Origin of the sequence: Streptomyces boncukensis, assembly GCF_011045075.1 — a bacterium.
Taxonomy (GTDB): Bacteria; Actinomycetota; Actinomycetes; order Streptomycetales; family Streptomycetaceae; genus Streptomyces; species Streptomyces boncukensis.
Genome location: NZ_JAAKZZ010000076.1, coordinates 1 through 21,787 on the forward strand (window position 1 = coordinate 1; position 21,787 = coordinate 21,787).

General features: G+C 69.0%; 17 protein-coding genes and 1 pseudogene. 13 read left to right on the forward strand and 5 right to left on the reverse strand.

Going from position 1 to position 21,787, the window contains the following annotated elements; translation table 11 throughout:
• The first annotated feature begins 155 nt into the window (after positions 1–155).
• The gene (locus G5C65_RS10400) at positions 156–1,232 is read left to right on the forward strand and encodes a Clp protease N-terminal domain-containing protein (protein WP_165298456.1); all 1,077 of its coding nucleotides are present in this window, start codon (positions 156–158) and stop codon (positions 1,230–1,232) included.
• A gap of 37 nt (positions 1,233–1,269) precedes the next feature.
• Here G5C65_RS10400 and G5C65_RS10405 read toward each other — a convergent pair whose 3' ends face one another.
• Positions 1,270–1,818, reverse strand: a complete 549-nt coding sequence (locus G5C65_RS10405) for a DapH/DapD/GlmU-related protein (RefSeq protein WP_165298457.1) — start codon at positions 1,816–1,818, stop codon at positions 1,270–1,272.
• 245 nt (positions 1,819–2,063) lie between these two features.
• On the opposite strand from G5C65_RS10405, the gene G5C65_RS10410 reads away from it, so the two are divergent.
• The 7 genes from G5C65_RS10410 to G5C65_RS10440 all read left to right on the forward strand — a co-directional run bounded on the left by G5C65_RS10410 (position 2,064) and on the right by G5C65_RS10440 (position 10,858).
• Entirely contained in the window at positions 2,064–3,635 is a 1,572-nt protein-coding gene (locus G5C65_RS10410; protein WP_165298458.1) for an MFS transporter, read from the forward strand.
• Positions 3,628–4,194: a TetR/AcrR family transcriptional regulator gene (locus G5C65_RS10415; protein ID WP_338146304.1), complete on the forward strand. Its 567-nt coding sequence runs from the start codon at positions 3,628–3,630 to the stop codon at positions 4,192–4,194. Before G5C65_RS10410 ends, G5C65_RS10415 begins: the two co-directional genes overlap by 8 nt.
• 911 nt (positions 4,195–5,105) lie before the next feature.
• Positions 5,106–5,912 (forward strand): DUF6202 family protein, encoded by an 807-nt coding sequence (locus G5C65_RS10420; RefSeq protein ID WP_165298460.1) that lies wholly within the window; start codon positions 5,106–5,108, stop codon positions 5,910–5,912.
• 136 nt (positions 5,913–6,048) lie between these two features.
• On the forward strand, positions 6,049–7,167 hold the full coding sequence (locus G5C65_RS10425) for a DUF6421 family protein (protein WP_165298461.1): 1,119 nt from the start codon (positions 6,049–6,051) through the stop codon (positions 7,165–7,167).
• Positions 7,168–7,174: 7 nt separating this feature from the next.
• Positions 7,175–8,005, forward strand: coding sequence for an aspartyl/asparaginyl beta-hydroxylase domain-containing protein (locus tag G5C65_RS10430; protein ID WP_165298462.1), 831 nt, complete (start codon positions 7,175–7,177; stop codon positions 8,003–8,005).
• A gap of 181 nt (positions 8,006–8,186) precedes the next feature.
• Positions 8,187–9,602 (forward strand): peptide MFS transporter, encoded by a 1,416-nt coding sequence (locus tag G5C65_RS10435; RefSeq protein WP_165298463.1) that lies wholly within the window; start codon positions 8,187–8,189, stop codon positions 9,600–9,602.
• Positions 9,599–10,858 (forward strand): ATP-grasp domain-containing protein, encoded by a 1,260-nt coding sequence (locus G5C65_RS10440; protein WP_165298464.1) that lies wholly within the window; start codon positions 9,599–9,601, stop codon positions 10,856–10,858. Before G5C65_RS10435 ends, G5C65_RS10440 begins: the two co-directional genes overlap by 4 nt.
• A 22-nt stretch (positions 10,859–10,880) precedes the next feature.
• On the opposite strand, the pseudogene G5C65_RS40705 reads toward G5C65_RS10440, so the two are convergent.
• Positions 10,881–11,081 (reverse strand): annotated as a pseudogene (locus G5C65_RS40705) (IS701 family transposase); the annotation flags it as partial.
• Between the two features lie 421 nt (positions 11,082–11,502).
• The gene (locus G5C65_RS10445) at positions 11,503–12,390 is read right to left on the reverse strand and encodes a serine hydrolase domain-containing protein (protein WP_241265701.1); all 888 of its coding nucleotides are present in this window, start codon (positions 12,388–12,390) and stop codon (positions 11,503–11,505) included.
• 117 nt (positions 12,391–12,507) lie between these two features.
• On the opposite strand from G5C65_RS10445, the gene G5C65_RS40710 reads away from it, so the two are divergent.
• A protein-coding gene (locus tag G5C65_RS40710) for an IS630 family transposase (RefSeq protein ID WP_420903299.1) occupies positions 12,508–13,574 on the forward strand; the annotation gives its coding sequence in 2 pieces (ribosomal slippage) (positions 12,508–12,955 and positions 12,955–13,574; 1,068 coding nt in all).
• Positions 13,575–13,608: 34 nt separating this feature from the next.
• Entirely contained in the window at positions 13,609–13,857 is a 249-nt protein-coding gene (locus tag G5C65_RS10460) for a hypothetical protein (RefSeq protein ID WP_165298468.1), read from the forward strand.
• On the opposite strand, the gene G5C65_RS10465 is transcribed toward G5C65_RS10460, so the two are convergent.
• Together G5C65_RS10465 and G5C65_RS10470 are read right to left on the reverse strand one after the other, a co-directional pair.
• The gene (locus tag G5C65_RS10465) at positions 13,847–14,227 is read right to left on the reverse strand and encodes a hypothetical protein (RefSeq protein ID WP_165298469.1); all 381 of its coding nucleotides are present in this window, start codon (positions 14,225–14,227) and stop codon (positions 13,847–13,849) included. The two genes, G5C65_RS10460 and G5C65_RS10465, sit on opposite strands and share 11 nt — an antisense overlap.
• Before the next feature lie 669 nt (positions 14,228–14,896).
• Complete coding sequence (locus G5C65_RS10470) at positions 14,897–18,283, reverse strand: ALF repeat-containing protein (protein WP_206441515.1); 3,387 nt, start codon at positions 18,281–18,283, stop codon at positions 14,897–14,899.
• A 390-nt stretch (positions 18,284–18,673) separates the two neighbouring features.
• Here G5C65_RS10470 and G5C65_RS10475 point away from each other — a divergent pair, with 390 nt between their 5' ends.
• The 3 genes from G5C65_RS10475 to G5C65_RS39135 all read left to right on the forward strand — a co-directional run.
• Positions 18,674–19,174, forward strand: a complete 501-nt coding sequence (locus G5C65_RS10475; RefSeq protein ID WP_241265702.1) for a hypothetical protein — start codon at positions 18,674–18,676, stop codon at positions 19,172–19,174.
• Between the two features lie 62 nt (positions 19,175–19,236).
• Positions 19,237–21,438 carry a trypsin-like serine protease gene (locus tag G5C65_RS10480; RefSeq protein WP_165298470.1) on the forward strand — a complete coding sequence of 734 codons (2,202 nt, stop codon included), beginning with the start codon at positions 19,237–19,239 and terminating at the stop codon, positions 21,436–21,438.
• A 193-nt stretch (positions 21,439–21,631) separates the two neighbouring features.
• A partial coding sequence (locus G5C65_RS39135) for a glycosyltransferase family 4 protein (protein ID WP_165298471.1) occupies positions 21,632–21,787 on the forward strand: 156 nt, incomplete at its 3' end.

Consider the following 21,787-nt stretch of genomic DNA (forward strand, 5'->3'; position numbering starts at 1 on the left):
CGGCCGCCCCGCCGCCCCGCCGCCTTGGACAGGTCGGCTGCACCCTGTCGCTGCTGCGCCTCAGGGTGCAGGAAGAGATCCTTCCACGGAGCGATGCGGTCTCCGCTCTGCTCAGGGAGGCTGCCGCGCAGGACCATCGAGAAGAGGCAGGCCGCATGGAAGCGACCACGTCGCCCGACTGGAACATCGTGGGAGTCCTGGGGGCCGCGCGCGGCGCGCGGTCGGGCGCCAGGGGGCCCATCGGCAGCGAGCATCTGCTGGCCGGCATCACCACGGCCAAGGGGGAGGCACGCGAAGCACTCGCGGCTGAAGGGGCGACCAAGGTCGTGCTGCTGGCGGTGCTGCGGGACCGGATGGGCCGGGACGACGCATGGAGCGCCGACGACGACGCCGGGGGAACCGTCACCGAGAAGGACATCCTGGGGGAGGAGGGCGAGCAGCACACCCGCTACACGGGGGCCGCGGCCAGGGCACTGACCGCCGCGATGGCACAGGCCCGGCGAGAGGACGCCGGGAAGTTCGGCGCCGAGCACCTGCTGCGCGGACTGCTGGAGGGGGACAACCGCGCTGTGGAGGCGCTGGGCACGTGCGGCATCGCACCGCAGGCCGTGCTCGCCCGCCTCGACGGCGGCACCGCGAGCCGCGAGGACGGCCTCGACCCGCTGCTGCACCCCACCCGCGACGTCCTCCTCGGCCACAGCCACTACCGCCGTACGCCGTTCTGGGTGCGGTGGCTGCTCAAGCTCAGCGGGGTCAACTGGGCGGCGCGGCCCGCCTGGTGGGTCAGAATGGAGACGTACGAGCAGGCGCGCCGTCTCGGCAGCGACGCGGTGGGCACCGAGCACGTACTGCTCGCGGTCCTGGCCACCCACGAGGTCGCGCTCCAGTACCCGCACCTGGCGGGGGAGAGCGCCTCCGGCCTCGGCTCCCGGTACGCGGGCGGCGAGCGGCTGGTCCGCCTGGGCATCGACTACGCCTCGGTTCACAGCGCCCTGACCACCGGTGACGGTCCTGGCCTGATGACGTCCGATGCCCGGCCTGTCGAGCAGTACGTCGACGAGTCCAAGGGCCCGGACCCGACGAGGGCTCCGGACCCCGGCCCTGACTCCCGTTCCGGCGGGGAGCCGCCGGCCGATCCGGGCACGGGCCCTGTGGTCGACGCCCTCCTGGGAGAGGAGACGCGCGCCCGGCACCTGGTCGACGCGCTGGCTGCCCCTTCCGGCAACTGCTGAGTGCTGCGCCGGCTGTGCGCGACGGCCGGGCCCTGGCTCAGTCGTTCCACCGTCTGCGTTCGAACGCGGCGGGCCCGGTCACCAGGGTGTCGGGGGGAACGTCCTTTGTGACGACGGCTCCAGCGCCGACCACGGCACCGCGTCCGATCGTGACACCGGGGAGAACCGTGACCGCCGCGCCGAGCCACGCGCCGGCTTCGATCGTGATGGGCGCCCGCGTGATGAACTCGCTCCGCTCGGAGGCGGGGAGGGGGTGGTCGGAGGAGATGAGGCTGGTCTTCGGGCCGATCAGAACACCGTCGCCCAGGCGGATGCCGCCCTGGTCCAGGAAGGTGCAGCCCTGGTTGACGAAGACGTGCTCGCCGAAGTCGAGACCGAGTCCGTGGTCGGTGTAGAAGGGCGGGTAGACGGTGACGGAGCCGGGGACCGGCTTGCCGACGATGTCGGACAGCAGGGCCGCGCGTGTGGCCTTGTCGTCGAAGGGCAGCACGTTGAGCCGTGACGTGAGCGTGGTCACGTACTCGATGCGGGCGGCTGTCCGCGCGAACTCAGGGGTGCGGACGTAGAGGCGGTCTTGACCGGGCATCAGGGTTCCTCACGGTGGGCTGCTCGGGGCCGGAGCCGTTGAGCGGCACCCGTCGGGTGGTTGACCGGAGACATCACATCGATCAGGGCGTGCCGGAATCAAACAACGGTCACGACAGCCAGGGTCAACGGTTGGTTGTCTGCCCAGGGTGAGCCCGAACCTGTCGCCGTCGGCGAACCCCTTCCCGTTTCATATTGAACGATGGTACAAGTAGTACGTACGTTCAACTAGAGCGGAGGGGCGGGATGGACGCAGGACCGTCGTCGCGTGCTGGGTGGCGGCAGTGGGCGGGGCTCGCGGTGCTGGCGTTGCCGACCGCGCTGCTGGGACTCGATGTCACGGCGCTCTATCTCGTCGTCCCGAGCCTGGCGGCGGATCTGCGGCCAACCGCCACGGAGACGTTGTGGATCATGGATGCCTACGGATTCCTCATCGCGGGGTTCCTGATCACGATGGGAACGCTGGGCGACCGGATCGGACGCCGGCGCCTGCTGATGATCGGCACGGCCGCGTTCGGCGCGGCCTCGGTCCTTGCGGCGTTCGCCCCCAGCGCGCCGTGGCTGATCGCGGCACGGGCACTTCTCGGCGTGGCCGGAGCGACCCTGATGCCCTCCACCCTGTCCCTGATCAGCAACATGTTCACCGACGCCCGGCAGCGAGCGTCGGCGATCGGCGTGTGGGCCACGATGTTCGCGCTGGGAATGGCGGCGGGGCCGGTCGTGGGCGGAGTCCTGGTCGCCCACTTCTGGTGGGGTGCGGCCTTCCTGATCGCGGTACCCGTCAGCGTGACGGTGCTGGTCGCGGCGCCGGCGCTGCTGCCGGAGTACCGGAGCGACGCCCCACCGCCCGACCTGCGGAGCGTCGCGCTGTCGCTGGCGGCCCTGCTTCCGGCCATCTATGCGATCAAGCACGTCGCCGCACACGGCGTCGACGCCCAGGCCCTGGCCGCCGTCCTGCTCGGCGGCGGCTCGGCGCTCGCCTTCGTCCGTCGCCAACTGCGCCTGCCGGAGCCGCTGCTGGACATCAGGCTCTTCGCCAGCCGGGCCTTCTCCGCCGCCCTGGCCGTCCTGCTGGTCGGCCTGGTCGGCTTCGGCGGGGTGATGTACCTGGTCACGCAGTATCTGCAGCTCGTCGAGGGCCTCTCGCCGCTTGCGGCCGGGCTGTGGATGGGGCCACCGGCCCTGGCCATGCTGATCGGCGGGATCGGAGCCCCCCTGATCGCCGGGCGTCTCCCGCCGGGCCTCGTCATGGCCGGCACCCTGGCGCTGTCGCTGATCGGATACGCGCTCCTCGCCGTCGCCGGGACGGACAGCACGCCGCGTGTGGTCGTCGGCTTCGCGTTCCTCTACCTCGGCCTGGGCGTCATCGCCGCACTCGGCACCGACATCGTCGTGAGCGCGGCACCGTCCCAGCGGTCCGGGTCGGCAGCGGCGCTGTCGGAGACCGTGCAGGAGCTGGGGATCGCGGCCGGGGTGGCGCTGCTGGGAAGCCTCACGACGGCGATCTACCGGAGCGCGGTCGAGACCCCGCCCGGGATGCCCCGATCCGTGGCCGAGCCGTACGGCGACAGCCCTTCCGGTGCCGTGCCCGTGGCGGACCGACTGCCCGGAGAGGCCCTCCGCGACGCGCAGGACGCGTTCACCAGCGGACTCAACACCGCCGCGATCGCCGCCGGCGCCGCCGTGGCCGTCGCGTCGACCGTCTGCTTCGGGGCGCTGCGCCACATCCCCCCGATCGGCACCGCCAACCGTGAGCCGGAGCCGATAGCCTCGACTCACGGCAGCGGCGATGATCGGCGGAGGGACCACGGTGGTTGAACACGACACTGTCGATGGCCGCAAACTGCGCGGTCAACGCCGCCGAGCCCAGATCATCGAGGCGACACTCACCATCGTCCACCGCGACGGCGCCGCCGGCGTGACCCACCGGACCGTCGCCAAAGAGGCCGGCATCACCACCAGCCTGACCCTCTACTACTTCGCCACCCTGGACGACCTGCTGGTGGCAGCCCTGACGAGCGTCACGGACGCCTACACGCAGCGCATCCGCCAACTCGTCGACACCGCGGACGACCCGGTCGACGGGCTCGCCCGACTCGTCGCCGAATCAGCGGGCCCCGGCCGCGAACGCGCACTCGCCGAACGTGAACTCTCCACCCTGGCGGCTCGCCGACCCGCCCTGCGACCCGCGGCGCGCCGCTGGCGCGAGAGCGTCGCGGAACTCGCCCGGACGCAGACCGGCGACCCTGACGCCGTCGAAGCATTCGTCGCACTGTGCGACGGCCTGTGCGCGGCCATCCTCCTCGACGGCCACGAAGCCGACCCGGACCACATCCGCACAGTCCTCACCGGCGCCCTCCTGCGCCCCGGCCGGTAGCCGACAGCCGACAGCCGACAGCCGCTTCCGCGCGGCGCTGGTGATCAGCTGTGGCGCTCGCCGCTGGTGTCGGTGAGCGCTCGGAACAGCTCGCGAGCCCGCTCGCAGAACTGCTCGACCTCCGTGATGTCCGGTTCCTGGCCGTCGGCCAGCATCCGGGCCTGGAACTGCTCGGAGCGCAGCCCGCCGTAGCGGGCCCGTACCTCGTGGACCAGCCTATACAGGCCCCGAAACGATGATGTCGACGGCCGACTCGGCTGGTGAAATCGCCGGTTGGGCTGCGCACGCAATGAAGCTCCTGGTAGACGGGCTAACAGCCGAGGTCGCCCGACCGCGTTCGACGACGGTGCCACGGCCACCGCCCTGCTCCTGACGGCCGCCGTCCGCGGCTCCCCCGCGACGCCGCCGTGGTCGCCGTCTCCCGCCAAGGCGCTACCCGCAGGCTCCCTGGAGGCGGCGCGAGAGGCGTGATCTGGCCAACATCTGGTGCGGGGCGCCAGCCAGTCCGTGTGGTGCCGGTGTTGTGCCGGGCACAACCGCCCGGCACGTGACCGGTACTAGTCACTCAGGATTGATATCCCCATGTCACCGGTTAGTTACTGAATCCGGAATGCCGCGCTGCTGCGATCCGGGCCCGGAATGCAGTGTGCACATGCGCCGGGATCATCCGCTGACCTGCGCCACAGCGGTGCGGAAGGGGCCGGGGTCCCGTGCGGGCGGCCGACTGGCGCGATGTCGAGCCCAGCCGGACCGGCTTCTGGCCAACGTCCGCAGAGGTCTCTACAGTAGGCTCGACTTCAATGGTCTGAACCTGGATCAGGCCAGATGATCGGGCACGTGACACTTTCCTGCGTCGGACCGATCGGTTATCGCCGCAGCTAGGCTTTCTGATGCTACATGATGGGGGAACCGTGAGCATCACGACAGCAGACTCCCCGCTGGAACAGCGGGTGGAGTCTGTCATTTTAGAGGCTCAACTGCGTCGACCGGAAAACCGGTTCTTCGCACAGGCTCGGCTCGTGGAAGACGTCCCGCACGGAGCCGCTCTCGATATCGCACTCCAATGGCGCGAGATGACCAAGGAGTTCATGTTCTCCACCATCTCCAGCATCGGAGTCATGGCGAGGGGATTCTCCCGCGCCGACACCCCGCAGCGGGACACTCTCGCGGTTCTGCAGACCGCCTATCGGGTCATCGGGGATGATCTGGACAACTACGCCCGGGAATTCAGCGCTGTCGCGCCCTCCGGCGCCGATGGAGTTCACTACCTATGGTGGGAGGATTCCATTGTCATCCCGCTCGCCACTCGCCTGGGCCGGTCCCCGCGCGTCTCGCCCGCAGCGCTTCCCACCGCTGTCCAGGGCCTGCTGAAGGAGATGCACGCCCTGAGTGACAGCCCGCTGGGCGCTGCCGTACAACTGCGCGTCGTCGAGTCCATCGCGCTGGATATCGCGGTGGCGTTCCGCAGGATCTACTCCAAGGTGTACGTGGACGGTGCGAAGCTCTATCCGCACACTGCCGATCTCGCCTGGATCGACGCGCACATCAGGGCCGAGACCGGCCATGCCCAGTCGGTCAGCGACAGCGAGGCCGGTATGACCGGCGTCGCCGTCACCCAGGAGGAGCAGGCGGAGTTCCTGCGCCTGACCGCGCCCTATGCCGCGCACTGGCGGCGTGCCCTCGACTCCTTCGCCGACACCCTCACCGCGGGGGCCTGAGCCCACCCCGGTGCCGTACCCGCGGCGACGGCGGCTCCGCGGCCCCCTGGACGGGGCTCGGACGGCCGCCCACCGCCCGTCATCACTTCGCAGCCCCCACCGCTGCGCGCGCACCAGCGCGCGAGGAGGTACTGCCATGCCACTCCAGCCGCTCACCGACGCCTTGGCGGAAGTGGAGCAGTTACGTGCCCGGCTCGGCCCGCGGGAGTCCTTCCGGGACCCGGCTTTCCTGAGGGAACTCGCGGACTCCGTGGCCGGTACGACACATCTGCGCCGCCTGCCCATTGCCGAGGCGTTCATCGAGGATCTCCGGAACTTCCCCGAGCAGCCGCAGCTCACCCGCACCAAGCGGCATATCAACACCGCGCGGGATGCGCAGATCTTCTCCCTCTTCAACGCCTCCTACTTCCCCAAGCTCTCCCTGGACCTGCTGAGCTACCGGGCCCTTCCCACCGACGAGACGCTGGCCGACCGGTATCCGAGCAACACCATGCCGGTCAACATCGTCGAGAGGTCCAGCGGGTTCGGCTCGCGCGTGGTCGTGGCGCTCTTCCCTGAGAACCACATCGACGGCAGCCAGATGAGCGACGACCTGATCTTCTACTTCATCAACAAATTCGTGCGGCGGCACAACAAGCTCACCCGCAGGCTCATCGAAGCGGCGATGGCGGAGGGCAGCTTCCCGCTGCTGCGCGGCACCACGGACGTCGACGTGGAGCGTGCCTCGTCCTGGTGGGTGCGGCTGCACGAGTACCACCACCGGCAGGGCGACATGCCGATCCCCGAATTTCTTCCCGCTAAACGGTACAAGCCCCTGGCGGGCTTGGAGGAACTGCGCGTCGACATCTCGGGGATGCTGGCGTGTCTCAACGACACCGAACTGCCACAGGCCGATGCGCGCCTCGCGTACGAGTACATTCTCTCCGAGCGTCTGCTCCGGTACGCGGTCGAGGGAATTCCCCGGCCCAACTACGATGCCGTGGCCTCACAGCTCCTGTTCAACTATCTCGTCGAGCAGGGCGGTATCGAACTGCGCGCGGACCGCATCCACCTGCTGCCCGGTCTTGACGCAGCGCTCGCGGCCTTCCTGGGCGAGGTCCAGGATATCGAGCGGCACATCCACACCGAGCCGGTCGAACGAGTCCGCAAAATGCTGATCGCGTTCACCAACCGCTACACCGACTACGACGAATCGGCCAAGGACTATCAGCATATTCCGTTCTTCGCCGAGCTCAAGCGACGACTGGAGGTGTGACGCGATCATGCCGCGGACGCATCGCATCACCCAACTGGAACTGGACACCGCGCTGCTCGCGGAAGATCTGCGACAGGCGGAGCTCTTCCGCCACAACGAGACCTACGACGAGTTCGCCATCGGCACCTGGCGTCACTGCACACTGTGGAACCGCACCGGGGATCTGCGCGACTCCGTTCTGGAGACCTTCGCGGGCGGCGGCGTGCCCACCGAGTACGAGCAGCATCTGCCGTATGTGTCCGGGCTGGTCCGCGAGCGCTTCGTCATCGAGCGCCTCAAGTTCGGCAAGTTCATCATTCTCGGGCCGGGCAGCGTGCTGGTGCCGCACCGGGACTATCTGGAACTGGATTCCTCGTTCGTGCGCATCCATGTCCCGCTGCAAACCGACGAGAACTGCTTCAGCTCACAGGAGGACACCGTCTACCAGATGCGGCTCGGGGAGGTCTGGTTCCTGGACGCCTCCCAGACGCACAGCGCCGCGTCGTTCTCAGGCTCCCCCCGGATCCATCTGATTCTCGATTTCGAGGCCGGTGAGCTGCAGGACTGCCTGCGTTGGCCGGTCCCCGCCGAGACCGAGCAGGCCATCCCCGAGTCCCATATCGTTCGCCGCAGGGAGCCGCGGCGAGGGGAGCGGGAGGCGTTCCTCGCGCTGAGCGGGGTCGTCGACGAGGTGAACTACCGGGACGTGATGGCGATGATCATCAAACGGTTCTACGTCGCGCGGATACCCGTGCGGGAGACCTTTGCCTGGCTCCGGGACATCATCGCCGCCAGTGGCCACGAGAAGCTTCTCGCCACCGTCACCGCGGCGGAGGAAGAGTTCCTTGTGCGCCGCTGAAGCAGACGGCGAACCCCAGCATCCCCCGGATCCGGGACCGGTCCCGGAACCGGATCCGGTCCCGGTACCGGTACCGGATCCGGCGGGGAAACCCGATGCCGTCGCGGTCGGACGGCGGGCGGCCCGGAAGCGCCCGCAGTCCGGCGAGCGGCCCGGCGGGCGCCACGCTGTGGGGCGGAGCATGCGCTGGCTGCTCGCCGTACAGGTCTGTGAGCGCTTCGCCTTCTACACCATGCAGGGAATCATCGTTCTCTACATGACCCAGGCCCTGGACTTCCGGGAGTCCGTGGCGTACGCGCAGTTCGCGAGCTTCTCCGCGCTGCTGTTCCTGACTCCGGCGCTCGGCGGCCCGGTCGCCGACCGGTGGCTCACGCCCCGGGCGGCCGTGTTGCTGGGCTGCGGCACGCTCTGCTCCGGCTACCTCGTCATGGCGCTGTTGCCCCGTGGCGCCCTGCCGGTGGCCCTGGGGCTGATCATCGCGGGCGGGGGGCTCTTCCTGCCCAACATGCCGCGCCTGGTGGGCAGCCTTGCGGCCGCGCACGAGACGGACGGTCAGCGCGACAGCGCGATGTCCCTGCTGTTCGTCGCGATCAATGCCGGAGGGCTGGTCCCGCCGCTCGTCATGGGGTGGGTGATCATCGAGTTCGGCTACCGGCCGTGCTTTCTCCTCGCGGCGGCGTTCGTGGCGCTGGGCGGCTTCCTCCTGACGCGGCTTCCCGCCCACCAGGCGGACATGCGGCCGCTCCCGGGCGCGGGCGGCCGACGCGTCGCCTGCGCGGGCGTCGGCGCCGGTCTGCTCGTCGTCGTCTTCGCCTCGGTCCTCGTACGCTTCGAGTTCGTCGCGTACACGGCGGTGGGCCTGGCTGCGGCCGTACTGTTCGGCTACATCCTGTGGCGCGGCCTGCGGCTGCCCGCCGCGCAGCGCAGCCGGGTGCTGGCCGGAATGGCCCTCATGGGGTTCGCCATGGTGTACGTCGTGCTCGACCAACAGGCCGCCACGTCGCTGACCATCTTCACCGAGGAGAACGTGCGCCGGGACATCGCGGGCATCGAGATCCCCACCGTCGCCTTCCGCGCGGCGAACCCGCTGTTCATCATCGTGCTCGGCCCGCTGCTCTCCGCCCTCTGGCTCCGGCTGGGCGAGCGGGGCCGCAACCCGTCCGTGCCCGCGAAGTTCGCCGTGGGCGCCGGGCTGATGGGGTCCGGGTTCCTCATCCTCTCGCTGGCCATCGCCCGGTTCCCGGACGGGTCGGGACACACCCAACCCGTCTGGGTGCTGCTGCTGTACTTCCTCATGGCCTTCGGAGAGCTGATGCTCGCGCCCATCGGGATGGCGATGGTCGTGAAGGTGTCGCCGCCCGGCATGGCGGGACTCATGATGGGGGCCTGGTACACGGCCTTCGCCCTGGCAGGCATCCTCGCCGGCCTGCTGTCCCGTGCCACGGTCAGCGACGGCGCCGCGTCCGGTGGCCCCCTGTCCTCGGCGGATGCCTATGCGCAGACGTTCGGCTGGGCCGGAGGAGCCACCATCCTGATCGGTGTCGTGCTGCTCGTACTGCGCACACGGCTCAACATGCTCATCATGGAGGACAGATGAGAGTCCGTCAGTCCCTGTGCGTCGTGGTCGACGGGTACTCGACCGCCAACGCGCTGCCTCAGGCGTTCGCCGGATACGGGTACGACACGCTCCATGTCCAGAGCACCCCCACCCCGCCGCCGGTGCTCACCGCGAGCTTCAGACCCCACGACTACGTCGAATGCCTCATCTACGAGGGCGACTTCGAGCAGCTGCTGCGGCTGCTGCTGCGCGAGGGACGGGAGGTGGCGTGCGTGGTGGCCGGGTCCGAGTCCGGCGTCCCGCTCACCGACCGGCTCACCGAACGTCTCGGCCTGCCCGGCAACGGCACCGCCTGCAGTACCGCCCGCCGCGACAAGTCCGTCATGGCCGAGACCGTCGCCGCTGCCGGGCTGGCCACCATCGAGCACCTCAGGTCCGGCGATCTGGAGGAGATCACCGAGTGGGCTGCGGCCCGCGGGCAGTGGACGCTGGTGCTCAAACCCCTCGCCAGCATGGGGACATTCGGATTCCACATCTGCCAGGGGCCGGACGACATCGCGCGTACCCACGCCGCCCTGCACGGATCGCGGGACCTCTTCGGGGACCCGATCGACGATATCCTCGTCCAGCCATATGTGGACGGCGACGAGTACTGCGTCAACGCGGTCAGCCACGAGGGCCTGCACTACATCAGCGATGTCTGGCTCTACCGCAAGCGCCGCAGCGGCCAGTCCGCCCTCTACGACCTGGCTGCCCTGCTGCCGCCCGACGACCCGGCGTACGCCGTTCTCACCTCCTACGCCCGCGAGGTCCTCACGGCCCTGCGCATCCACTACGGCCCCTCGCACACCGAGATCAAGCTGACCCCCTCGGGCCCCGTGCTGGTCGAGGCGGCCGCGCGGTTCGTCGGGGCCCTGGACATGTCGCTGACGACACTGGCAACGGGGACCAACCAGGTGCTGCTCACCGCTGAGCAGGGCCTGACCCCGGCCTCGTTCCTGGCCCGGTTCGAGTCCGCGCCCAGGAAGCTGCGGAGCTACTCGTCCACGGTCTTCATGATCTCCTCAACCAGCGCACGGCTGCGCCGCTACCGGCTGGACCTGCTGCGTGGCCTGCCCGGTTTCCACAGCGTTACCATGAATCTGAACCCGGGAGACCAGGTAGTCCCGACGGTCAACTCCTACACCAGCCCCGGACTGGTCTCGCTGAACGCCGCCGCCCCGGAGGAGCTGGACCGCGACTACGCGGAGATCCGCCGGCTGGAGTCCAGCGGCACGCTCTACGAGACGGAGTGAGGCCGCGACGCCCCCGCCCCCGGTGCGAGGGCCCGCCCCTCTCGAAGAAGGGGACGGCCGCCCAGTCGTAGACGGGTGGGCCCTTGGCACGGTCGCCGCAGGAGAGCCGTTGCCAGGGGCCGTCAGGCGCGTCGGGGATGAGCTGGTCGACACGCCAGCCCCCGGCAAGAGACGTGACGTGTTGCGATTCCGGCACGGCGACGACGTAACCGAGCCCGGCTTCCGGGCGTGTCCCCGTTGGGCACGTGGGTGTGTGCCCAACGGGGTGTTGCAGCCGACGGCCCGTGACGGGTCAGTCACGGCCGCATCGACGACCGGCACGTACGGGTCAGGGATGTGCCGACCTGCGGCGGCCGCGTTCTCCTGCATGATGACGTCGATGGAAGGGCGTTGCGGTCAGGCGGTCCGCCGCATTCCGTCCGCCCCGAGCTGTCCGGCAGTACGAGCGGCGCTGCGTCATGGCCTGCTCGTACAGTGAGACCTTGAGCCCGGCTCGCGCCAGGGCCACAGCGACGGTCAGACCGTTGGGGCCGGTACCCGTGATCGCGGCGTCAATCATCGGTTGCGCGGGAAGTCTCCACAGGGTTTCCCACCCTTCCGGCAACACGCTGATGACATCCGCGAGATGAGCTCCAGCAAGGGCGTCATCGGTCTCCACTGCCGTGAGGCCGGGAAGCCGGAGATCCTTGAACGTCAGGGCGCGCCGCTGGCCCCTCATCCGGGGCATCGGGCAGAGGTTGACTGGCCAGCGCTCGCAGGCCGATCTTGTCGACCGTGTCGGCGCGTCCTCCGACACGGTGGGCGACCACCCACCGGCCATCGTCCCGTGCCGCCGCGAACACGGAGTAGCCGCCCGTAGCCCCGTTGTGCCAGTACCCCGGCCCCGAGCGGGTCCACGAGGGCGCAGGGGCACCCAGCGTGCGGCGTACCAGCAGACCGGTCACCACATCGGCTGTCGCGCGCAGAGTTGCCCACAGGCCACCTGCGGGCAGGATGGGACCGGTCATCGTCCACGCGGTACGGCTGCGCCCCCACACTCCACGCGGCGGAAGAATGGCGTCTCCGGACGGAGGCCGGGCGATGACGTGGCCTGTGCTCACCCCGAGGGGCTGCAGGACATACACGCCCAGTAGTTCCTCGTACGTCCCCTGGCCCGCCGCTTCCAGAGCGGCACCAAGCACCGCGTACCCGAGGTTGGAGTACTCCTCCCTGGCGCCAGGCGGGTTGTCCACGAGGGAAGGGAGCCGGTCGAGGACGGCCCGGCGCATGGTCTCAGCGTCGAACGACTCGTACGGATTGGGCCTGACCGCGCGTGTCCCCGGAGGCAGCCGCGGCAGGCCGGACGTGTGCAGCGCCAGGTGCCGCAGGGTGATGCCGGTGCCGGGCGGCGTGCTCAGCCACTTCTCGACGGGGTCGTCCCACCCGACGCGGCCCGAGCGGACCATCTCCGACAGCAGCGTCCCGGTGAGGGGTTTCGTCAGCGACCCGATCTGCACGTACCGGTCGGGGTCGTGGCCGTGTTCTGTCCACATCGTCTCCGGGGTCAGTACACACAGCGGCATACGTAACGGCAGCACTACTGAACTTGATTGGGTGATGTCGGAGCTGTTCGCCTGACGGCGACCGGTCCGCTCCGGTAGCCCTGGACCGTGAGATACGCGCAGGGCGGCGGGTTGACCGACGCCGGGAGGGCCGCGAGGGAGCGGGTCCGGCTGCAGGCCGTGGCCCGCTTCGAGGGCGGGCAGAAGAACAGGGAGATCGCTGCCGCGCTGCGGGTCAGCGAGCGGTCCGTGGAGCGGTGGCGCCGCCAGTGGCGCGAGCGCGGCGAAGCGGGGGTCCTGTCGAAGGGATCGCCGGGGCGACCGAGGCTCAGCGAGACGCAGATCGCGAGGCTGGAACGGGAGCTGGAACGCGGGCCTCTCGTCCACGGCTGGGCCGATCAGCGGTGGACACTCGCACGGGTCAAGACGTTGATCGGTCGCCTGTTCCACGTGAGCTACACGGTGGAGGGCACGTGGCTGCTGCTGAAGCGGCATGGCTGGTCCTGGCAGCAGCCTGCCCGCCGGGCGGTCGAGCGCGACGATCAGGCGGTCGAGGTGTGGAAGAAGGAGACGTGGCCGCGGGTAAGAGCACCGCGGCGGCGTGTGGCGGCTGGATCGTCTTCGAGGACGAAGCCGGACAGTCGATGACGCCGCCGCGAGCTGGAAGCTGGGGACGCAAGGGCTGCACTCCGGTGGTCCGGGTCCGTGGCCGGGGCTCGGGCCGGGTGTCCATGGCCGGGCTGACCTGCTGCGAGCCGGGGGAGAGGTCCCGGATGTTCTACTCGGTGCGCGAGTACCGGGGCCGCCGCAAGGGCGAGTCGAAGGGCATCGGCTGGCGCGACCTGCGCGATCTGCTGGTCAGGGCGCACATCCAGCTCGGCGGCCCGATCGTGCTCGTGTGGGACAACCTGCGCATGCACCTGGTCGAACCGATGCGCGAGTTCATCGCCGCCCGGGCCGACTGGCTCACTGTCATCCAACTTCCCAGTTACGCACCGGACTTGAACCCGCAGGAAGGCGTCTGGGCGCTGGTCAAGCGAGACATCGGCAACCTCGCCGCAGCCGACCTCAGCGACATCACTCGCACCGTCAAGCGCAGGCTCAAGCAGATCCAGTACCGCCCGGACCTGGTCGACGGGTGCCTGGCCGGCACAGACCTGATCATGGATGGCTGACCGACATCACGAATTCAAGTTCAGTAGCATACCGATGCCGCAGGCGATGATGATAGGAGGCCAGATGGTTCGGGAGTGTCGGTCCGGAACCCAGATCGCCATGGCGGTGCAGTTGATTGTGGTAGCTGCTGCGGCCATCAGCCACAGCCACACTGCAGGAGCATCTGCGAGCACAGTAGTGTTTCGTTTCGGGGAATTCTTTGCCGAAATACCGAACATGTGGAATCCTAGTGTCCGCTGGTCGATCCACAAATTCGCTGTTGCGGCTGACTTCATGTCGTGAGTAAGTATGCGGCAGAAATGGAGGCGATGAAGCAAGTGAGGCAAAAAGCTACATACCATTTCGGCGACCCGTAGTCTCGATTTATCCCTCTTTTTTGGTCGAGGGTCGACTGCTTCATTTTTTTGCGTGCCGGGAACATTCCGATCGTCAATCCGACGATACCGAATGAGTATCCGACAACCGTGGTGGCCAGAGAATGGCCGTTCATCCTGCCAACCGCTATCATCCCGATTCCGCAGGCGATGATGATGGGGGGCCAGATGGTTCGGGAGTGTCGGTCCGGAACCCAGATCGCCATGGCGGTGCAGTTGATTGCGGTGGCTGCAGCGGCCATCAGCCACAACCACACCGCTGGAGTATCTGCGAGCACGAGGGTTGCCTCATTTCGGAAAATGCTGCAGGGGCTGGTGAAGCGGATGCCAGCTCCCGTAAAGGACGGAGGTCAGGGCCTTCGCCACCAGGGAGAATTACGGCTGCCCACTCCACCGAGATAGCAAAACGCACTCAATGTCAGTAGGTCCATGGGATCGGGGGTGTTACCCGATTTGTCCTCGTCCGCGACGGCTCATGTGGGTTATGGCACCGTCAGTACGTATGCAGCAAACACGCCTATCAATACGCAAGCAACGCAGAAAGTTGCAAACCCGTGCGCGGGCCCATAATCCTTGTCTACACCCCTTTTTTGGTCAAGGGTCGATTGCTTGATTTTTTTGCGCCAGGGGAACATGCCAACTGATAGCCCAACGATAGCGAATGCGTACACGAATACCATCGTGACCAGAGAGTGATCATTCATTCTGCCAACTACCACCATGCCGACACCGCAAGCGATGATGATGGGGGGCCACACCATTCGGAACACTCGGTCCGGCACCCAGAGTGTCATGGCGGTGCAGTTGATTATGGTGGCTGCTGCGGCCACCAGCCACAACCACACCGCTGGAGTGTCTGCTAGCACGGGGATTGCCTCATTCCTGAAAATGGTGCAGGGGCTGACGGTGTGGGTCAGCCCCTGTCGATCAGATGAGCGGTTGCCCTTTCAGAATATTGACGAAAGTGTTCCGGTGATGGGGGACACGAGATCGTTGCCGAATTTCGTCACCCCTCTCTTCACGCGCCCGAGACCTGGCACTTTATCCAGGCGATTCGACACTCCGAACGTGTAGAAGCCCAGATAGGCGCTGGCCCATGAGGAGATGAAGTTGCTGGCGGTGGAGTTGCTGTCAAGCATCGTGAAGACAGAGCTCAGTGCTCCCGTCGCGAGGGAGGAGTATCCGAAGCCAGGAGTAAGCGCCTTAACCCACCAGGGAGCTTTTTGCCAAACAGAAGCGAGCCCAAGTCCCGCGCTGATGAAGCCGGTGGCTATGCTGAAGATATTGGAGAAGTTGGCCCACCCACCGGGGTTCCACCAGTCTTTGCCCCCTCCGCCGTCACCGTTGCCACCGCCCCCACTGCTCCCGCCGGGGTTGACTTTGTCGTGTACGCCGCTGTCCGCTGGGTGGTTTCCGTTTTCCCGGCTCTCGATGGCCCATGCGACTGCCTTGCGTACCGCTTCCGCTATCTCGGCCTGGCGCTTTCGGATGGCGATGCTGCGGGCTTCACTCGCGGCTGCCGCCGCTGTTCTCGCGTCCCGGCCCGCCTCGATCGCGGACTGGCGTGCGCCGGCGGCTGAAGCCCGGGCCCGGTAGGAGGAGTTCAGGGCGCTGCGGGCCGAGTCGATGGCCTTGTTCGCCGAGTAGTTCGCCACCCGGGCCGCGGCGCGCGCGGTTGTGGCGGCGTTCTTCGCCCTGGCTGCGGACTTCTTGGCCTCGGCGGCCGACTTCTCCGCCTTGTCGGCGTTCTCGCGGGCCTGGGTGGCGTAGTCGGCGGCTCGGCTTGCCGAGGACCAGGCCCTGTCCGCCCACTTCGCCGCTTCGTCCGCGGCCTTGCGGGCCTCGGCCGCCGCCTTCGACGCCTTCGCCGCGTCCTCCTGCGCCTTGTGGGCGATCTTGGCTGCTGCCGCGATGGCGGCGCGGATCGCGGCGGTGTGGGTGGCGGAGTCGAAGTCGAGCTGGGCGGCCTTGTGCTGGGCGACGTCGACGAAGTTCCGGCGCATCCAGGAGGGGCCCTCCAGAGCGACCTCGGCATACGCCTTGCTGTACGGGCCGCCGTTGTGGAGGATCGTGGCGGTGGCGACGCCGTCGTCCTCGCGTACGGCCTTCGGGTAGGTGTCGTCGAAGAAGTCCTGCAGGGCCTGTGCGGTGTCGGCGTCGAGCGCGGCGTTGGCTGCCGCTTTGACGCCCTTGCCGGGATCGCCGGCGAGGATACGGGCGATACTGACCCGGTTCATCGTCGCGGAGGCTTCGATGATGCCCGTGGTGAGGAACTCCCGGACCGCGTCCGGATCGTCGCTCTCCAGAGCCTTCTGCGCCGCCTTGCCGATGTCGGGCTCGGACACCTCGGCGAGGTGGAGGACGGTCTCCCGGTCGTCCTGCCGCTGCGCGATGAGCCGGTCGGTGTCGACCCAGGCGTGGATGTCGGCGTCCGTGCCGGACAGTGCGAACTGGGCGGCCTCCCGCGTCCACGAGCCTTTCGCCGTCAGCAGGCCGACGGCGGCCTTGCGGCCCAGCGCGGTGGCCTTCGCGAGCTCCTTGTCGGCGAGCGCCTTCTCGGCCTGGTCGATCAGGTCCTTGAGGGCCTGCTCGGTCTGCTGGGCCTGGGTGCGCTTGTTCTCGGTCCTGGCCTCCTCCTCGGCTTCGAACCGGGCCAGCTGCTGGGCCTCGTCGACGCCCTGCAGCTTGTCCTCCTCCAGGCGGGCCATCTCCGCGTCCCGCGCCTCCTGCTCGACCTTGAGGGCGTCACTGACCGCCTTGGTGGCGGTGTCCGCGGCCTTGACCGCCTCGGCCGCGTGGGCGGTGGACTTCTTCGCGTAGTCCTTGGCCTCTCCGGCGTGCTTGACCGCCTCGTCCGCCGCGTCGGCGGCCTTGTCGGCGTGGGCCGCGGCGGAGTTCGCGGCGTTGCGTGCGGTGCGCGCGGCGGACGCCGCCGTGTTGGCGAGCGCTTGTGCGGTCGAGGCCGCGTTGGTGGCCCGGTTGGCTGCGGTGTTGGCGATGGCGGCCTGGCGCTTGGCCTCCGCCGCCTGCTTGCGGGCCGCTCCGGCGGCCACGGCGGCCTGGGCGGACGCGGTCGCGGCAGCGGCGGCGTTGCGTGCGGCCGAGGCGGCGGCGGAACCAGCGCTGACGGCCTGGGTGCACGCGGTCGCGGCGTAGTCGGCGGCCCTGGCAGCCGTGCGTGCCCTGGCCGCACCGTTGCGTGCCGCGACGGCCGCGTTCTTGGCCGCCTTGGCGTGCGAGGCGTCCCTGGATGCGGCGATCGCGGAGTTGTAGGCGCGGGACGCGGCCCGGCCGGCGACCGCGGCGGCCTGTGCGGCGGCGGTCGCGGCGACGGCGGCGCGCCGGGAGGCGGCCACGGCGGAGTGCGACGCTTTGATGGCGGTTCGCGCGGCGTCGGCGGCGCCCTTGGCCGCGTCGGCGGCCTTGCGGGCGGCGGCAGCGGACTTGGTGACGTCCTTCTTGGCCGCCTCCGCCTCCGCCGCGGCCTTCTGGGCGGCGAGCTTGGCCTTCTCGGCGGCGGTCTTGGCCCGCTGGGAGGCGTCGACGGCCAGGTCCGTCTGGGCGCTCGCGCGCTTGCCCTCCCGCTCGACGACCGCGACGAGTTCCTCGATCGTGGCGGACTCCTGGTCCCGGGCGCGGGCGATGTGCTGCCCGGTCTCCAGGAACCACTCCACGTCCTTCGCGGAACCGTCGAGAGCGCGGCCCGCGTACTTCTTCACCTCCGGTCCGGCGCCGACCAGCATCTTGCTGATCTCCACCCGCATGTCCTCCACGCGGGCGGTGTACTGGCCCTCGGCGAGGAACTTCTCCAGCGCTTCTTGGGTGTCGGCGTCCAAGGCGGCCGAGCCCTCCCGCTTGACTCCCTTGTCCCCGTGGTGCATCACGGTGGCCGTGGCGACCCGCAGGTCTTCCATGATGGCGGGCTTGAAGCCGTCCTTGAGGAAGGCGGCGATCTCGCCGTCGCCGCCGTCGAGGGCGGCCGTGGCCTCGCGGCGCAGGCCCTTGCCTGCCTGGGGGAGGTAGCTGACGACGGTGACGCGGTTGTCCTGCGCCGTCGCCTTGGGGAGCTGCTCGCTGAGGAAGGTCCCGACGGCGGCGTCGGTGCCGACGAGTGCGTCGGCGGCGGCCGCCCGCACGGCCTTGCCGCCGGTCATCCACGCCTGGACCGCCTTGGCCCGCTCGGTGTCCGGCAACTCCAGCGGATCGCCGTCCTCGTCGTCCCCGTCGTCGGCACGCGCCAGCGGCGCGAAGGCCAGGGGGCAGGCGGCTGCCGCGGTGGCCACGGCTAAGGAACCGAGAAAGCGCCGTCGGCTCCAGAACGTCGTCTGAATCATGGTGATGGTGTCCTCGCGTGTCTCCGAAGGGCAGGTCGGCTGTTGCTGACCTGACAGGCGTCCGGGATGTGCTGTGTGCGCACACCTCCGCCAAACGGCGCTGCACGGAGCCAGTTGACTGTACGGCAGGTTCCGCGAGCGCCGGAAGGGCCGCTGGAGGCCCTGCTGTCGCCGGCGATGAGTGTGACCAGCGGTGACCATGTGCCGGGCGGCCTGTGGTGTCCGGAAGTGCTCTGGTGGCTGAGATGCGGCTGTGGCCAAACCCGACTCGTGATGTTTCAATGCCCACGCACAATACCGTTACACACAGGGCACGCAAGATGCACAGCCTGTACACGCCTGCATCACGCCCTCGCTCACGTGACATTCGCCCTCGATCAGGGATGTGACATGAAGCGCTTACTCAGACTCGTACTGCCCGGGTGCGCGATCGCCGCTCTCGCAGCCGGTGTTCTGGCCGCGAGCAGCACCACCAGCGCAGGGGCCACGGCCGAGCCCGTCGCCGAGGACGGACCCTCCTTCGCCGTCGAGGACTTCGCCTATCCGCGGGCCGACGAGATCGAGGCCGAGCGCGGGATCGTCCTCAAACGCGGAGACGGGCACATCACGCTGGCCGAATGCGGCAGTGCGGACGGCCTGCTGGAGGTGTGGAGCCGCAAGGGCGAGGGGAAGGTCTGCTTCCGCACCATCGGCGAATCCGGGTATCTGACCATGGAGATCCCGGCGGTCTACACGGTCAAGGGCAACGACTACGAGACCGACCTGGAGATGACGGTGGAGGGCGAGAAGAAGAAGTTCGAGGTCGGCAGGAACGAGTGGACACCGGTCGGGGAGTCCACCGACCCGGACGGTCGAGCACACATGCTCGTCGAGATCCGCACCACCAAGTAGTCCGCCCCGACCGCCGCCGCGGGCGTCCCCAAGGCCCGTGACCTACATCCTGAGGTTCTGTCATGCACGCCCATACCAAGGGCAGACTGCGCGCGCTGGTGACCCTGGCAGCTTGTGCCCTGACCGTACCGGCACTCACACCCCTGACATCCGCACAGGCACTCACCGGACCTGTCGACAAGAACGAAGCCCACGGGTTCACCGCCCGCCTGGACATCGGCGACGGGAAGCGCGCCTGCTCGGCCGCGCTCGTCGACGAACAGTGGTTGCTGACCGCCGCGAGCTGCTTCGCGGACGACCCCGCCCAGAGCCTGGACGTACCGGCGGGGGCTCCGGCATGGAAGACCACGGCAACCGTCGGCCGTATCGACCTGACGTCCACGGCCGGGCAGGTGCGCCAGGTCGTCGAACTCGTCCCGCGCGACGACCGCGACCTGGTCCTCGCCCGCCTGGACACCCCGGTGACCAGGGCGGCCCCGATCCCCCTGGAAACCGGCGCCCCGAGCGCCGAGGAGGAACTCACCGCCACCGGCTACGGACGCACCAAGGAGGACTGGTCCCCCCTCTCCCTGCACTCCGGAACCTTCACCACGGGCACCCCCGAGGCCAACGACCTACCGGTCAGCGGCAAGGACGGCGTCGCCCTGTGCAAGGGCGACACCGGAGGCCCGCTGTTCCGGGAGACCAGCGGCGGGGCGAAGCTCGCAGGGATCAGCAGCCGCTCGTACCAGGGCGGCTGCTTCGGCAGCGATCCCGAGCAGACCAGCACCGACGCGGTCAGCGTCCGCGTGGACGACCTGAAGCCCTGGGTGGACGCCGCAACGGAGCGCGCACCCTTCACCGACTTCAACGGCGACGGTGTACGTGACATCGCCGTCGCGGACCCGCGCGCAACCGTCGGGACGGAAGCCAGAGCGGGGCTGGTGCGCATCGCCTACGGCGGCGGCAAGGGCACGGCCGAGATCTCCCAGGACTACCCCGGCGTGAGCGGAATCCCGGAAACCGGCGACCAGTTCGGCGACGCCCTGGCCACGGTCGACTACAACCTCGACGGCTACACCGACCTTGTCGTCGGAACGCCCCGAGAGGACATCGGCAAGGAAGCCGACGCCGGACTGGCGCAGATCGTCTACGGCTCCGCAAGCGGTCTGGGCAAGGAGACTCCCACCCAGGCCCTGGAACAGGGCAAGGGGAAGGGCGCCATCGGAGCCGCACTCTCCGAGGCAGGCGACCGTATGGGCGGGGCGCTGGCGGCAGGGACCACCACCCAGGGCGAGCCGTACCTGCTCATCGGTGTGCCGGGCGAGGACATCAGCGGCGTCGTCGACTGCGGCAACGCCTATTATCTGCGCGGCAAGACCAATGTCTCCGTCCACCAGGCGAGTCCGGGTGTGCCCGGAGCGTCGGAGAAGGGCGACCGCTGGGGCGCCAGCGCGGCCGGTTCGCCCGAGCACCTGGCCATCGGCGCCCCGAACGAGGCCATCGGCAGCAGGGCCGACTCCGGAGCCGTCACAGTCTTCCGCCACACGCTGAACAGCGACGGACGCCCGACTCCGCTGGCCGGCATCGACCAGAACAGTACCGCGCCCGAGATCAACGGCGGCGCCGAGACGGGAGACCTGTTCGCCTCCTCGATCTCCATGACCCCGTACCGGCCCACGGCGGGCTCCTCTGCCCTGCCCACCGACACCATCCTGGCGATCGGCTCGCCCGGCGAGGGCCTCTCCGACGCCGACGACGCCGGACGGGTCGTCACCGTACACATCCCGGCCGACGGCGCCATGACCCAGCTCTCCGATATCCATCAGGGCAAACCCGGCGTGACGGGCGTCGTCGAGGCCGGTGACCGGTTCGGCGCGCAGGTCTCCGCTGTCAGCACCGCACCGGGCGCCGTGGCCACCGGGAAGAACATGCTCATGGCCGTCGGGATCCCCGGGGAGGACATCGGCACCACAGCCGACGCCGGCTCCATCGAGGTCTTCTCCCTGCTCGGTGCCCCCGGCGACAGCGACGTCGTGGTCGAGCCGGGCACGGTGGGCATGCCCGGGACCTCCGGAGCCGGACAGAAGCTGGGCTCCAGCATCCACGCCGCCGGAACGCACCTGTATGCGGGCCTGCCCAGCGGACCGGCGCCGTACGGCTCCGCGCACACCGTGCCCTGGCGCAACATCACCGACGCCGCCGACGACACCGTGACCACGTACGAACCGGGCAGGAACGGCCTGCCCGCAGCGGGCGCCGCCTTCGGCACCGTCATCCGCTAGACACCACCGCTGCACCCGGGTCCCGCCCCCACCGGGACGGGGCCCGGAGCCTGACCCGTCGGCCTGCGCCACCGCACAGGCGCAGCCGGCAGCGGAGAACCTCCGTCGAGACCCCTCCTGCGCGGCGCTGACCCTGCCACGCAAGGCTGACCGCGCACCTCCTCGACCAGGCGGGTGCGAAGAGAGAAGAAGAGTGAAGATTGCGTTTTTGATCAACAATGCGTATGGCATAGGGGGGACGATCCGGGCGACGGCGAATCTGTCGCGTGCGCTGGCGGGGCGGCATGAGGTGGAGGTCGTCAGTGTCCACCGGGTGGCGGATGAGCCCGAGCTCGCCTTCGATGGGCGG

Coding starts and splice junctions, on each gene's coding strand:
- G5C65_RS10400 (WP_165298456.1), top strand. CDS start 156: ATGGAAGCGACCACGTCGCCCGACTGGAACATCGTGGGAGTCCTGGGG.
- G5C65_RS10405 (WP_165298457.1), bottom strand. CDS start 1,818: ATGCCCGGTCAAGACCGCCTCTACGTCCGCACCCCTGAGTTCGCGCGG.
- G5C65_RS10410 (WP_165298458.1), top strand. CDS start 2,064: ATGGACGCAGGACCGTCGTCGCGTGCTGGGTGGCGGCAGTGGGCGGGG.
- G5C65_RS10425 (WP_165298461.1), top strand. CDS start 6,049: ATGCCACTCCAGCCGCTCACCGACGCCTTGGCGGAAGTGGAGCAGTTA.
- G5C65_RS10430 (WP_165298462.1), top strand. CDS start 7,175: ATGCCGCGGACGCATCGCATCACCCAACTGGAACTGGACACCGCGCTG.
- G5C65_RS10435 (WP_165298463.1), top strand. CDS start 8,187: ATGCGCTGGCTGCTCGCCGTACAGGTCTGTGAGCGCTTCGCCTTCTAC.
- G5C65_RS10440 (WP_165298464.1), top strand. CDS start 9,599: ATGAGAGTCCGTCAGTCCCTGTGCGTCGTGGTCGACGGGTACTCGACC.
- G5C65_RS10445 (WP_241265701.1), bottom strand. CDS start 12,390: ATGTGGACAGAACACGGCCACGACCCCGACCGGTACGTGCAGATCGGG.
- G5C65_RS10460 (WP_165298468.1), top strand. CDS start 13,609: ATGCCGCAGGCGATGATGATAGGAGGCCAGATGGTTCGGGAGTGTCGG.
- G5C65_RS10470 (WP_206441515.1), bottom strand. CDS start 18,283: ATGATTCAGACGACGTTCTGGAGCCGACGGCGCTTTCTCGGTTCCTTA.
- G5C65_RS10475 (WP_241265702.1), top strand. CDS start 18,674: ATGAAGCGCTTACTCAGACTCGTACTGCCCGGGTGCGCGATCGCCGCT.
- G5C65_RS10480 (WP_165298470.1), top strand. CDS start 19,237: ATGCACGCCCATACCAAGGGCAGACTGCGCGCGCTGGTGACCCTGGCA.